General features: G+C 50.8%; 11 protein-coding genes and 1 tRNA gene. 7 read left to right on the forward strand and 5 right to left on the reverse strand.

The features are described 5' to 3' along the window. Positions 1-35 precede the first annotated feature (35 nt). A complete protein-coding gene (gene polA / locus ACZ5ZZ_RS03405) occupies positions 36-2,630 on the forward strand; it encodes a DNA polymerase I (RefSeq protein ID WP_464141242.1) in 2,595 nt (864 codons plus the stop codon). 24 nt (positions 2,631-2,654) lie between these two features. Here polA and ACZ5ZZ_RS03410 read toward each other — a convergent pair whose 3' ends face one another. Beyond that, entirely contained in the window at positions 2,655-3,293 is a 639-nt protein-coding gene (locus tag ACZ5ZZ_RS03410; RefSeq protein ID WP_464141244.1) for a hypothetical protein, read from the reverse strand. A 96-nt stretch (positions 3,294-3,389) separates the two neighbouring features. Here ACZ5ZZ_RS03410 and ACZ5ZZ_RS03415 point away from each other — a divergent pair, with 96 nt between their 5' ends. After that, the gene (locus tag ACZ5ZZ_RS03415; protein WP_464141246.1) at positions 3,390-4,379 is read left to right on the forward strand and encodes a flagellar basal body-associated FliL family protein; all 990 of its coding nucleotides are present in this window, start codon (positions 3,390-3,392) and stop codon (positions 4,377-4,379) included. On the opposite strand, the gene ACZ5ZZ_RS03420 is transcribed toward ACZ5ZZ_RS03415, so the two are convergent. Further along, positions 4,369-5,598 (reverse strand): sigma 54-interacting transcriptional regulator, encoded by a 1,230-nt coding sequence (locus ACZ5ZZ_RS03420; RefSeq protein WP_464141247.1) that lies wholly within the window; start codon positions 5,596-5,598, stop codon positions 4,369-4,371. The genes ACZ5ZZ_RS03415 and ACZ5ZZ_RS03420 overlap by 11 nt on opposite strands. A 185-nt stretch (positions 5,599-5,783) precedes the next feature. Here ACZ5ZZ_RS03420 and yihA point away from each other — a divergent pair, with 185 nt between their 5' ends. From yihA to ACZ5ZZ_RS03440, 4 genes are read left to right on the forward strand one after another with little or no spacing between them, the layout of a single operon-like run. After that, positions 5,784-6,359, forward strand: coding sequence for a ribosome biogenesis GTP-binding protein YihA/YsxC (gene yihA / locus ACZ5ZZ_RS03425; RefSeq protein ID WP_464120203.1), 576 nt, complete (start codon positions 5,784-5,786; stop codon positions 6,357-6,359). Continuing rightward, a complete protein-coding gene (gene kdsB / locus ACZ5ZZ_RS03430) occupies positions 6,356-7,099 on the forward strand; it encodes a 3-deoxy-manno-octulosonate cytidylyltransferase (RefSeq protein ID WP_464141249.1) in 744 nt (247 codons plus the stop codon). Before yihA ends, kdsB begins: the two co-directional genes overlap by 4 nt. Next, entirely contained in the window at positions 7,099-8,760 is a 1,662-nt protein-coding gene (locus ACZ5ZZ_RS03435; protein WP_464120205.1) for a CTP synthase, read from the forward strand. Before kdsB ends, ACZ5ZZ_RS03435 begins: the two co-directional genes overlap by 1 nt. Before the next feature lie 14 nt (positions 8,761-8,774). Further along, positions 8,775-9,755, forward strand: coding sequence for a KpsF/GutQ family sugar-phosphate isomerase (locus ACZ5ZZ_RS03440; protein WP_464133453.1), 981 nt, complete (start codon positions 8,775-8,777; stop codon positions 9,753-9,755). On the opposite strand, the gene ACZ5ZZ_RS03445 is transcribed toward ACZ5ZZ_RS03440, so the two are convergent. Next, positions 9,752-10,231 carry a low molecular weight protein-tyrosine-phosphatase gene (locus ACZ5ZZ_RS03445; protein WP_464141250.1) on the reverse strand — a complete coding sequence of 160 codons (480 nt, stop codon included), beginning with the start codon at positions 10,229-10,231 and terminating at the stop codon, positions 9,752-9,754. The genes ACZ5ZZ_RS03440 and ACZ5ZZ_RS03445 overlap by 4 nt on opposite strands. A 41-nt stretch (positions 10,232-10,272) precedes the next feature. Here ACZ5ZZ_RS03445 and ACZ5ZZ_RS03450 point away from each other — a divergent pair. After that, positions 10,273-10,348, forward strand: a tRNA-Ala gene (locus ACZ5ZZ_RS03450). A 187-nt stretch (positions 10,349-10,535) separates the two neighbouring features. Here ACZ5ZZ_RS03450 and ACZ5ZZ_RS03455 read toward each other — a convergent pair. Then, a complete protein-coding gene (locus ACZ5ZZ_RS03455; RefSeq protein WP_464141252.1) occupies positions 10,536-11,582 on the reverse strand; it encodes a hypothetical protein in 1,047 nt (348 codons plus the stop codon). 157 nt (positions 11,583-11,739) lie between these two features. Further along, a complete protein-coding gene (locus ACZ5ZZ_RS03460; RefSeq protein WP_464141254.1) occupies positions 11,740-13,857 on the reverse strand; it encodes a PQQ-dependent sugar dehydrogenase in 2,118 nt (705 codons plus the stop codon). Positions 13,858-13,886 lie beyond the last annotated feature (29 nt).

The following is a 13,886-nucleotide window of genomic DNA, read 5'->3' on the forward strand; positions in this document are numbered from 1 at the left end:
GGTGTAGACCTTAGGTTTTACATCCGGAGGTCCTCATGAAAAAACTCTACCTCATTGACGTCAGCGCCATGTTCTTTCGCGCTTATTATGCGATTCGTCCGCTGTCGTCACCTTCAGGATTGCCAGTCAATGCCATTTACGGCTTCTTGGCGATGATCATCAAGCTGCTCAAGGAAGAAAAGCCTGAGTACCTGGTGTTCTGCTATGACCGTAAAGAGCCTTCTTTCCGTAAAACAATGTATGAGGCCTACAAAGCTCACCGTACGGAAATGCCTGATGAGCTGGCGCAACAGGTGCCTTACATCAAAAAGCTGGCGGACTTGCTGGGAATTCCTTCCTTTGAAGTGGAATCCTTTGAGGCCGACGATATCATTGGAACTGCTGCCAAATGGGGCCGCCGCAATGGCATGGAAGTTTTCATTGTCAGTGGTGATAAAGACTTCGGGCAGTTGGTTGATGATCACATCATTCTTTACGACACCATGAAAGGTGTCCGTTACGATGCCCAGGGTGTCTTTGAAAAATGGGGTGTGCGCCCTGATCAATTCATAGACTATTTGGCGATTGTGGGTGACACCTCAGACAACGTGCCTGGAGTGAAGGGTATCGGAGAAAAAGGAGCTATCAAGCTTCTGGAGCAGTTCAAGCACGTAGAGGATATCTACGAAAACATCGACAAGGTTGAAAGCAAGAGCGTCCGAGAAAAGCTGCTGGCATCGAAAGAAAATGCTCTTTTGTCCAAAAAGCTGGTCACGATTTCTCTGGATGTGCCAATGCCGGATGATCTGGCGGCGTACAAATTAAGACCTTTCCATACAGAAGAGCTCAAAGCACTATTGCATGAGTTGAACTTCAAGAGCTTTGAAAAGAGCTTGTTTGGAACTGTTTCAGAAACAGCCCCCGCGACACCACCTCCTGCAGCAGTCTCAAAAGAGCTGGTGACGGCAGCGCCTGTTGGGACGACCTCGTCTGAACAAGATGACGTGGTTCCGACACTCGTGATCGACAAGGATGAGAGAAACTTCGTTGAAAAAAGCCTGAACACACGCGAGCTTGCCGAGATTTTGAGTGAAAAACAGGGCTTGTGGGGCTTTGCTAGTGTTCGCGGTGTTTTTGTTGGCACCGAGACCGAGATCATTGAGGTGCCTGACGCAGAATTTTTAGGCAAGTTGACAGACACCTTCCAGATTCAATGGCACGGATATGACCTGAAAAGTTTCTGGCACAAAATCGGTGCACGAACTCCGACGGCGGCATGGGATTCTCAGTTGGCGGCCTATGTACTGAAAGCCGGCGACACATCAGATTTTGGTAAGATCTACACACGTTTCATGGCAGATGTTCTGCCAGAATTGGCATCGCCGGCGTATTTGTACAATGCACATTTAAACTTTGCCAAAACTCTTCAGGATCAACTGAAAAACGTCCAGGGCGAAAAAGTCTATCGTGAGTTGGACCTGCCTCTGGCCCGGGTGCTTCTGTCCATGGAACGCTATGGTGTGCGAATTGATAAAGAGCTGCTGGCGCAACAAAGTGCGGATCTGGCCAAAGAAATTTCCAGTTTGGAAGAAAAGATCCATGCCGCTGCGGGAGAGTCCTTCAATGTCGGAAGCCCCAAACAGCTGGGCGTGGTCTTGTTTGAAAAACTGGGGCTGCCAGCGGGTAAGAAGACGAAAACAGGCTATTCGACGGACGAGGAAGTTTTGCTGGGGCTGGATCATCCGATCGCCAAATTGGTTTTAAGCTGGCGTGAGCTGTCGAAACTGAAATCCACTTACGTGGATGCTTTGCCAACCATGATTGATCCGAAGGATGATCGTGTGCACACCAGCTTCAATCAGGCTTTAACGACCACAGGACGTCTTTCCAGCACCGCGCCCAATCTGCAAAATATTCCCATTCGAACAGAGCGCGGGCAGCAGGTGCGTAAGGCCTTCATTGCGGCTCCTCGCATGAAGCTTCTTTCTGTCGATTATTCGCAGATTGAACTGCGTATTTTGGCGCACATTTCAGAAGATCCGAATATGTGTAAAGCGTTTGCTGATGATCTGGATATTCATGCGGCGACAGCCTCTGAAGTCTTCGGAGTTCCTTTGAAAGAGGTGACTTCCGAACAGCGTCGCTCCGCCAAAGCGGTGAACTTCGGGATCGCTTATGGGCAGGGAGCTTTTGGTTTGGCGGAAAACCTGGGAATCTCCAGAACTGAAGCCAAGGACATTATCGAACGCTACTTTAATCGCTTCAAGAATGTGCGTGAATACATTGATGGCACGGTAAAAATGGCGCATGAAAAGGGTTACGTGGAAACTCTGTTCGGCCGCCGTCGTTATATCGAAGAGCTTCAATCAAAGAATATGGCCCTAAAGAAGTTCGGTGAACGGGCAGCCATCAATGCTCCCATTCAGGGGACGGCCAGCGATCTGGTGAAAAAGGCCATGATCGAAGTGTTTGAAAAAGTGCCTGTGCGCATGCTGTTGCAGGTGCATGACGAGTTGATCTTTGAGGATTTTGAAGAAAGCTTAAAGAAGCACACACCTCAGTTGGTCTCCATCATGGAAAATGTGGTGAAGTTGAAAGTGCCTCTGAAGGTGAATTACGCCATTGGCAACAACTGGGACGAGGCCCACTAAGTTGGCCTTGCAAGGGGAGGGAGACTATTCTGTTTCCCAACCCACCACGCGCCCGCCTTCAAAGTAAACGTATCGCGTTTCTTTGCGATAGCCTTCGGGGGCGGAGACAAATTTCTGGTACTTCCAGCGTTCGTTCTTATAGATCGGATTTCCGGACACTTCGACACTCATGGGGTCTCCCCAGGATCGTTTCACATAGTCCTGGGGCATACCCACGGCGATATCCTGGGTTTCAATCAGACTTTTCATCTCCTCTTGGGGGGCTTGTGCCCGGCTCCAGACATTGTTGCGATTGATCCATTGTTGACGGCCTTCAATGGAAGGTACCGACAGAAACTCAATCTTCTCGGCGTCGTTCTTCAGCCAGGGCAGGATTTTTGAGTACTGTTCGCGCTCTTTGCGCGAGGACAGGCTTCTTTCCAGCTGGCGAACCTGCTGACGATTGCGGATATCCTGCAGGTCTTTGCTGCTCAGATAGGCGGGGTCTTTGCCCAGTTCGTAGGCGGTCTGACGTGTTTCACGATCATAGCTGCCGCGATCTGCTTGATCGCTGTAGCGGACGTCTTCTGGACTGCCTGAGTATCCACTTTCTGCGGAACGATGGAAATTTGCACAACCCGACAAGGCCATTGCGGCCACCAATACCGAAATCAATACTCTCATTAAAAACTCCTACCTTTTAATGCTAGCCGATGGACTTCTGTTTATAAATTGTTCTTGCGGCGTATTTGATTCCTTCCTTACAATCGTCTTGGGGGAATGCAGTTGGCTGAACAGGAAAACACGACCAAAGTTGAGGAAGAGATCAAAGATGGCGCCGTCGAAGGGGATGGCGAAGATTTGATGTCCTTGGAGTCCTTGGACTCTGTTTTGGCCGAAGAAGATCCGGAGTTTGCCAAATCCTTGAATGAAATTGGTCCCGATGTCGAAGGGGTCGGCGAGATCTACGAAGAGGGGCTTGAGCTGGAGTACACTCTGGCGGAAGAGGAAAAGTTGTGGCAGTCAGCCACGGGCTTGCGTGCGAAGCTTTTAAAAGTCCTCCCTTTTATCCCCAAGCTTTCCTACAAGATCAAGATGAAGCGCACGGGACTGCGTCTGAGCTTTAGAAAATTCAAAGAACAGTTGCGCCATCGTGTTCTGAACGCGGGGCCTTTGACGGTTGCCTGGTTGAAAGGGCTTCTGGCAGGATTCAAAAAAAGTGTGGGTCAAGGTCTGGCGGCGTTCAAGGGTTACTCCTTGATCAAAAAACTGAGCCTGGTGGGGCTGATTGTGGCGACCGGGGTCGGCGGATTTGTTTTGTATCGGGTCAGCACCAAGGGGCTTTTGCCACACAGTGAAGATCTGTTTGTTCGCTCTTTGGCGGATTGGTCGTCACAGCGATATCAATATGACCCCAAAACAGAGACAGAGCCTTTTTACGATTCCACGCGGGCCGCTCAGAATATTTTCCTGATGAAACGAATGGTGGTGAATCTGCGTCGTTCCGGTGAAGCCGGATCCAATCCCATGGGAGCATTCGAGTTCTACGTGGAAGGCGCGGCCTCTGATGTCGTCGTGGAAATCAAAGACCGCGAAGCGGAAGTGGAGGACTTGTTCCTAAGGACGATCGAAGAGATGACGTTCGATCAGGTTTCCTCGGCGGAGGGCAAGCAGGCTCTTTGCGATCGTTTGCGCAAAGACGTGAACAAGATTCTGACGAAAGGTTATGTTCGTCGCATCTTTATAAAAACGGCCATCGTTAAACCTTAAAAGCCGCCAGATCGATATTGTAATACTTCAGGCGGTCATGCAGGGTGCTTTTCGGCATTCCCAGATCCTGAGCCGTTCGGCGCTGATTGCCGCGATTGGCTTCCAGACGCTTTATGATCATCTGCTTTTCAATTTCCTTGATGACCGGGATGTCATTGGTGACCCGCTCTTCTGATTTTTCCAGCAGAGTTTTATCCAGCAGCTTTTCGATATGACTTTCCGTAATATGAGTACGCGGGTACAGGGCTGCGGCCCGGCTGACCAGATTCTTCAGTTCACGAATATTTCCCGGCCACGGATGTTTTTTCAGGCGGACAATCGCGCCATGGGAAAAGCGTACGCGCATTTTTTTTGCGAAACTGTACAACAGCTCTTCAAAGTCCTCCATGCGCAAAGCCAATGCTGGTGGCGCAATGGTGACAACGTTTAAGCGGAAGTACAAATCAGATCGGAACAAACCTTCACGAATTTTTTGCGCCAGGTTCTGGTGGGTGGCGGCGATAATGCGAACATCCGTGCGCACGTTGCGATCGGCCCCCACGGGGCGGATTTCATTGTTTTCCAAAGCGCGTAACAATTTGGCCTGCAAGCCATAAGACAGATCGCCGATTTCATCCAGGAAAAGGGTGCCCCCGCGAGCGGCTTCAAAGGCCCCTTTGCGGTCGTTGATGGCACCAGTAAAACTTCCTTTGATATGACCAAACAACTCACTTTCGATCAGGGTTTCACTTAAAGCGCTACAGTTCACGCTGACAAAAGGCCCCTGGCTGCGATTGCTTTGCTCGTGCAGGGCATGCGCAATAACATCTTTACCGGTTCCAGAGGGGCCCAAAATCAAAACAGGGAATTCAGTTTGCGAGACGTTGGAAAGGGCCTGCAGTTCTTCATTCCAGACTTCGTTGCGGCTGGTAATGGGGAAGGGATTGGTGGTTTGCTCCTGAGTCAGGAATAAGAACTCCTGATCTCCCAGACGAATCACATCACCGTCGCTAAGAAAGGCCTCCATGACACGTGCATCATTAACAAAGGTTCCCGTGGTCGAGCGCAAATCGCGAATCAGATAGGATTGATCCTTTTTTTCGATGCGAGCATGGCGATCTGAAACATCCACTCCCAGGACCTGGAGTTGGCAGTTTGAATCCTTGCCCAGAGTTGAGAAGTCCTGAAGGCTGAGGGTTTTTCCGTTTTCATCCATAGTTTTCAAAAAGGCTTGTGGCATGGGGTCTCCTGCTTAAAAAATGTCCAGCATAAGTGCCGGTTTTGATGCTTTGGGCCTTTTCAAGTCCCTGGCCAGGCTGGGATCAAATATAAGAGGGGCTCGGGGTTTTTCGACTCACCAGATTATCGGTGAGGAGACTTGATTCCGAGAATTGAGAAAAGGGGTGAGCTTTGATAGTCTTGGCTATGCCAAAGACGATTCAATTCATTAAAAGTGCCGTTCTGGAAAAAGACTTCCCTGTACACAAAAAAGCAGAAGTGGCCATCGCCGGTCGCTCCAATGCTGGAAAGTCGTCTTTCATCAATGCCCTGACCAAAAACAAGATCGCCAAAGTCAGTTCGACGCCGGGTAAAACTCGTCTGCTGAACTTCTTTGAATTGGATCAGTCCTATGTACTGGTGGACATGCCAGGGTACGGTTTTGCGGCTCGTTCGGGCGACGAAATGCGTGAATGGCATCGCATGATTGAAACTTATTTGATGAATCGAGAGAATCTGCGTGGTCTGGTGCTGGTGATGGATATTCGCCGTGCGTGGACCCAGGATGAGGAACTCTTGAAAGAATTCTCTGAAAGACGTGGTTTCCCTTTGGCGGTCGTGCTGACCAAAGCCGATAAAATGTCCCGCAGTCAAATGTTGCAGGCGACAGCAAAAGTCAAAAAGGCTTCAGGCCTCAGTGCTGTGTTTCCGGTGTCCTCTTTGAAAAAGGAAGGGCAGGACGCGGTCGAAGAATATATTTATGAAAATTGGGTAAAAGAATGAAAATTGTTGGCGTGATTCCCGCTCGTTTTGGCTCTACACGATTTCCCGGAAAACCTCTGGTGAACTTGAAAGGCCGCCCGCTGATTCAGTGGACGGTGGAAGGAGCCAAGAAGTCGAAACTTCTGAGCGAGGTGATTGTCGCCACCGATCACGAGGGCATCAGGGCCGCTGCGGAAGCGGTGGGTGTTAAAGTCGTGATGACTGACAGCGACCTTCCGACGGGAAGTGATCGTATTCATGCCGCAATCAAAGATGTGCCCTGTGATGTTGTTGTCAACATTCAAGGGGATGAGCCGCTGGTAACTGGCGAGCTGATTGACCGTTTGGCGCAGGTCTTTGTGGACGACCCGAAAATGGACATGGCTACGCTGGCTCACCCAATCAGCGCGGAAGAATTGCAGTCACCAAATTCAGTCAAAGTGGTCACAAACTTCCGTGATGAGGCTCTTTATTTCAGCCGGTATGCCATTCCTTATTCGCGCTTGTCTGCGGCTGATGCTGGCACGATGGACGGGTGTCTCAAGCATATTGGCATGTATGCTTATTCCAAAGGTTTTTTAAAGCAGTTCTGTGAAGCTCCTCCGGCCCTCATCGAAAAAGCCGAGAGTCTGGAGCAGCTTCGTGCACTGTATTTAGGCGCTAAAATCAAAGTTATCAGAGTCAAGGAAGCCAGTGTCGGGGTGGATACTCCCGAGGATCTGGCGCGACTCGAAAAACTCTTAAGCTCACAGGGGATGTAATGGCGAAGAGAAAGGCAACCACCAGGGTTTCAACCGCAAAGTCGACGAAGAAGGCTTTGAAGCAGAAATTTATTTTTGTCACCGGGGGCGTTGTTTCCTCGATTGGCAAGGGGCTGACAGCAGCAAGCCTTGGGGCATTGCTGGAAGGCCGCGGTCACAAAGTGACCATCATGAAATTTGATCCTTACTTGAATGTGGACCCTGGGACAATGTCGCCGTTGCAGCACGGTGAAGTTTATGTCACCGAAGACGGTGCTGAAACCGACTTGGATTTGGGTCACTATGAGCGCTTCACTTCTGCACTGATGAATCGGTCCAACTCTGTGTCCACCGGTCAGATTTATGACACGGTTTTAAACCGTGAAAGACGCGGGGACTATCTTGGGGGGACGGTTCAGGTCATTCCGCATATCACTGATGAAATCAAAGCACGTATTTATGAAGCGGCTCAAGGCAGCGAGATCATTCTGGTAGAGATCGGCGGAACGGTCGGGGATATCGAAGGTCAGCCGTTTTTGGAAGCCATCCGCCAAATGCGCAATGATGTGGGCATGGAAAACTCCGTCCTTGTGCATGTGACCTATGTCCCTTATATCGCTGCGGCGGGAGAGCTAAAGTCCAAACCAACCCAGCACTCGGTGAAAGAGCTGCGTGAAATCGGTTTGCAGCCGGACTTCCTGGTTTGCCGAAGTGAGAAAGTCATTGATGATAATCTGAAGGCCAAAATTGGGCTGTTCTGTTCTGTAAAACCTGAAAACGTCATTGCCGCGCAGGACAGTCGTTTCATTTATGAAGTCCCACTGTCTTTACACAAAGAAAAACTGGATGAATTGATTATTGCTCGTTTGGGTCTGTCTGCTGGCAAGCTGAATTTAAAAGGCTGGCAGAATCTGGTGAAGATTTTGGGGAACCCGGCTCATACCGTCAAGATTGGTGTGGTTGGAAAGTATGTCGACTTAAAAGAGTCCTACAAGTCTTTGCATGAATCCTTGGTTCATGGGGGCGTGGCCAACAATGCCCGTGTGGAAATCATCTATGTCGATTCAGAAAATGTGAATGAAAAAACGGTGAATTCCTTGCTGGGTAAAGTGGACGGAATTCTGGTGCCGGGTGGTTTTGGAACCCGTGGAGTGGAAGGCAAGATTACGGCCATCAAGTTTGCCCGTGAAAAGCGTATTCCATTCTTTGGCATTTGCTTCGGTATGCAATTGTCAGCAATTGAGTTTGCGCGCAATGTCTGTGGCATTAAGGATGCCACCAGTCGCGAGTTCCATGCGGAAAGCAAACGCAGTGGAAACTTTGTGATCGATTCCATGGTCGAACAGCGAGGCATCGTCAACAAAGGCGGAACGATGCGCCTGGGGGCCTTCCCTTGTGCCATCGCTTCCGGCACGCGCGCGCATCAGGTTTATAAGAGCTCCTCTATTATGGAGCGTCACCGTCACCGCTTTGAGTTCAACAACAAGTACAAAGCTCTGTTTGAGAAAAACGGAATGGTGGCTTCAGGGATCTGTAAAGAACGTGATCTGGTTGAAATCGTGGAGCTGCCGGATCATCCGTGGTTTATTGGGGTGCAGTTCCATCCGGAGTTTAAATCAAAGCCCCTGGCTCCGCATCCTCTCTTCGTGCACTTTGTAAAAGCCAGCCTGAAGAAGAAGTAAGAAAGGTTTGATCTATGTCTAGAGTGATTCAGCAGGCTTTGAAAGTTTTGGATGTCGAGGCGCAGGCTATTTTGGCTTTGAAAGAACGCATCGGCCCGGACTTTGAAAAAGTGGTTCAAATGATCAAAGCCTGCGACGGAAAGATTGTTTTGACGGGGATGGGGAAGTCCGGTCAGATCGCACGCAAGCTGGCAAGCACCTTTTCCTCGACAGGAACGCCGGCGGTCTTTTTACATCCGGCTGAAAGTTCTCACGGGGATTTGGGGCTGGTGGAAAATAATGACCTGGTCATGGCTCTATCTTATGGCGGTGAATCTCCAGAGTTTGCAGGCATTCTGCGTTTTGTGAATCGCAAAGGCATCCCGCTGGTGGCCATCACCGGCAAGCCAGAATCTTCGCTGGCTAAAGCCGCCCAAGTGACCCTGAACGTGCATGTCTCGGAAGAGGCTTGTCCTTTGGGGTTGGCGCCAACGGCCAGCAGCACGGCGACATTAGCAATGGGCGATGCTGTGGCAATGGCCGTGATGGCGGAAAAAGGCTTCAGCTCCGAAGACTTTGCAGAATTCCATCCAGGGGGCAGTCTGGGGTATCGTCTCCTGACTCGTGTTCGCGATGTGATGCATGCGGGGGAAGCTTTGCCGACGGTCAGTCTGGATACGCCAGTACGTCAGGTCCTTTCTATCATGACCCATAAAGACGTGCGTGGTGCTGCAGGTATTGTTGATGAAAAAGGGGATTTGGTGGGGGTTATCACCGACGGTGATATTCGTCGCCGCCTGGAAAAATCCAATGATCCTCTGACAGGAGTCGCCAAAGACCTGATGACGACCAACCCACGCACCATTGATGCTAACGAGCTGGCAGAAAAGGCCCTGTTCGTGATGGAGCAGTTCCAGATCCAAATGGTCTTTGTGCTGGACAAGGATTCAGCCCAGCCACGAAAGCCGGTGGGTATTCTGCACATCCAGGATTTGTTGCGCGCCAAGGTTCGTTAAGTTTTATCACCGTAATCGAGGACTTTTTCAAACAAGCCCTCGATTGCATCCTCCAGTATGTCTATCACCTCATCAAAGCCCTCGGCCCCTCCATAGTAAGGATCGGGGACGCCTTGATAACTTTTTTCAGAGCAATAGTCGGTTATGAGCGAGACCTTCGACAGCAGGCTGACATCCGGGCAGATGCGCTTGATAAAGTCCAAGTTGGATCGGTCCATCGCCAGAATCCAGTCGAAATCGTAAAAGTCGGACTCGCGAATTTGCCGAGAGATGCTGGTTAATTCATACCCCCGCCGCTGAGCGTGCAGAATGCTGCGGGGGTCGGAAGTTTCGCCGTCATGGGCGCCAGAGGTCCCGGCAGAGTCCACCACCCAGGGAAGATCCTTTTGGCGAATAAGGTGAGCCGCCACGGCTTCGGCAGTGGGGGAGCGACAGATATTTCCCAGGCAGACAAACAGCAATTTTTGGCTTTTCATTTAAAAGATTTTAGGGCTATTATTGGATCTTGTCACTATGTGGGGCCGTAGCTCAGCTGGGAGAGCGCAACGCTGGCAGTGTTGAGGTCGTCGGTTCGATCCCGATCGGCTCCACCAATTTCTCTTTTTTCTGTTTTTTAATTGTATGTATTTTGGCTTCGAGGTGGGTTTTCCTTGTATCGGGATGCGAGCCCGACAACGTCGGTCGCCGACCCGCCTTCACGGGGCGCCTCCCGCTGGCGCTTTTTACCGCGGGCACAAGGTTCGCTCCCTTGGTTTGGTTGTGGGTAGGAAAGGCGGAGGGTTATTTTGTTTTTATGGAGTCGCTGCGGACTTGTCGGATGTAGTCCGCGATCTGGGACTCTGCTGCCAAACGGGCTTTGCTCTGGGGCTTGGTTTTAGTGAGTTGACCATTCATCATGACTTTTTGAATGGTTTCATCCACGACAATCGCGTGGCCGGCATTCTTCAGAATGGCTCTTGTGTCCAGGACCGCCTTTAGATAGCGGGTCATTTCGTTGATTTCAACATCGTTATAACGACCCAGATCCAACGACCACTTCATACCTAAAAGACCCAGTTTGATTTTCGTCTTCAGGTCTTTATCGATGTTGCTGGCTTTGGCCACCAGCATGGTCAGGATGAAGTTCTGACGTGCCTGAAGAATCTGGATCAGCTTGTTTTCAAAAGCCAGTAGGTCGTAAGAAGCTGGTTTCAGATCATTGATGGAAATACGACCCGCATCCAGATCCGTCTTTTGCTTCAGAGCGCGTTCAATCAATGACAGCATCGACATATGCTCAATACCTTTAGGGTCCACGCGGTTTTTTTGCTTGTCGTTGACCTCGTGCAAAGTGGTCACCAGCGCCAGGAAATTCATTTCGGTATTGTTGTCTGAAGTTGGAGAAATGAACTCTTCCGTCGGAGCATATTCATGGATCTCACGGATGAATTCACGGGCGGCGGAGGAAGCCAACTCCTCACGGCGGTGATCGTTATCCAAGCCTTGCATGGACCACAACTGGAACTCATAGGCCCAGAAGTACTTCACGCCCAGACTGAGCTTCTTGGCCATTTCTTTGGATTCATTCATTTGTTGCAGGAACTCTTTGCGCAAAAGAGCGGCGTTACCCTGTCTTAAGGCATCGTAGAGCTCAGCGGTTTTATCGTCCAAAGAGCCGGATTTCTTATCCAGCTCGCCGGTTTTTTCTTCCATGCGTTTGGTGGTTTCACTCATCTCCACCGTGGCTTTGTGCATGTCATCCAGGTTCTTTTTAACTTCGCAGGCGCTGGTCAGGCCGCCAACACAGGCAAGCACCAACAGGGCTTTCAAACGTGAATCCCGAATCATAGATCCTCCAGACCGATAGATATCTCCGGAGGTAAAGCATAAAGGATGCCATCGAAGCTAGAGCTTGGATTCTAATACAGAGTTTTATACGGGTTTTCCTGATCACTCTGTAATACAAGAACTGTCCTTCTTTTTGACAGAGCGGCGGAAAACCTCACTAGCGGGCTATGTAGTACACGCCATCTTCCGGGGGCTGACAGGTGCCCTTAAACAGACGACTGTGCGAAGGCACAAGATAGACCCGACTCCATTTGTGCCCGTTGTTTGTGACCACGGAAGATGGGCGAGGATCAATATAAACCAGATCCCCGTTCACAGCCTGCCCACAGACTTTGGCGCTGGTGCTGGGGGCGGCGCGGATATTGCGTGTATCCACGATCTTCACCTGCGAATAGCGCTGATCCACATCTGTCGGCAGAGCTGATATCCAGGCGGCAATGATCTTATTCACACGTTCACCTTCGGCGGTGCCATAGATCTGCTCTTTGTCTGCCGGAGGCATGGGAGTGTAACCCTCGATACGGGCCACAGCTCCATAGACTTTGCTGCGTTCCACTTCACGCGGCAAAATCCATTCGTTCTTAATAAGGAAATCCAGATTGCTGAAGCGGTCGCTTGCGATGTCCTGAGCCTGCATATTGCCGTGACAGCCCAGACAGTGCTTTTGAATCAGGCCCGTTTGAATTTGGCGGTAGCCTTCTTCCAGTTTTGCATTTTCACGGATGGCGGATCTCCAGGCCAGCAGTTGCACCTGCGGGTCCACGCTAGAGCGTCTCCCTTCGCAGGGCTCCTGATAATTTGCGTTGTGAGTGCGGGCCAGACGCAGGATCGTGCGATTTTCGCGGTCCTCGACAATCCACAAAGAACCATCCACAGCTTCCGTAAATGCCACGGGAGCTCCCTTCGGGCGAAGGCCCTTGACCTCGTCCCACTTGGAAATGATTTCGCGGTAAGATCCATGGCGATCCATACCCCCGTGAGGCGCAAAGGCCTTACGAGCGGAACAGGCCCCTTTTTGATTCACGTTGTAGACGGAGCTTTTTTCATCAGCACGGGGTCGGCCTTTGTCATCCACCGGATAGGCCACCAGACGATGCCCGGCGGGTTGGTAACCGTGCCAGGTCACCAGCAGTTGTCCGCCGAAAAGATCTGCGAACATCTTACCCTTATAATAGGCCATGTGCAGAGGCGCCACGTGTGGTGGCATCAGCAGCCAAGGGGCTTGATAGTCACCGACTTCGCGGGGCTGCCTCTGTTCGCAGTCCACGGGCTTTTTAAATTGTTTGTGCAAAGGAAGATTTTTATTTTCCGGGAACAGCCACTCTGGAGACGTCGCGTGGAAGTTATAGCAGTAAGGCCATCCATAGTGATAACCGCGACCGTTATCCAGATCGACGACATTGATTTCTTCATAGGGTTCTTCCAGTTCCTGGAAGTCACGGCTGTTTTCCCCCTGAATCAGGAAGCCCGCATCGGAAATGGCCATCGCCATAGAGTTGCGAAGTCCCGCCGCAGCCACTTCAAAGAAGCGCAAACCTTTTGGGGGAAGATTCTTAAGATGCTCTGCTGGAATACGATAGATGGCTCCGTTGCCTTGAGCTTGTTCTTCCGGGCACGTCTTATAAGCCCCAGTGCCTTGAACCACGCAGTGATCGCTCGGAGATCCGGAATTGATATAAAGATCCCCATTGCGCGGATCAAAAACGAACTGGGACAGTGGATGCATGTAACCCTCTTTGCGGGCGATGTCGCCAATCACCAGGGTCCAATCTGTCAGTTGATTGTTTTGCAGGTGAAACTTGGAAATGCGTGTGCGCTCACCGATATAGAAGAATCCGTCTGGTCCCAGTGCCAGGCCATGCGGTGTTTCCAGGCCCACTTTCAGTGTTTTGATTTCATAAGGGCCTGCCGCGGAAGGGGTCAGCAGGAACAGGCGGCCATTCTGGGGACTCCAGCCCCCCATGTCCACCACCAGGAAGTTGCGTGTATTTCCGATCTGCAAAATGGTGCGGGGCTTGATAAAGCTTTTTTGTGTGGCATTGTCCATGGCGCGATCCCGGGGGAGGACCATTCCAAGGCAGGTGCCCGGCATCGTTTCCACCTGTACGCGCGGAAAGCCGTCGCAGGAGGTGTCAGTAGGATCGTAAAGATAACCGCTTTTATCCAGCACCATGCGGGATGCGGCAGTTCCGCGTTGAACGGGATTGTTTTTATTTTGAAAATAGGAACATTGAACCAGGACCAAGGTCAGGACCGACAACAGTATAATAGGCATATTTTCCCCGGAAAGAGTCTTTATTATAG

It is taken from the genome of Bdellovibrio sp. HM001 (assembly GCF_055397275.1).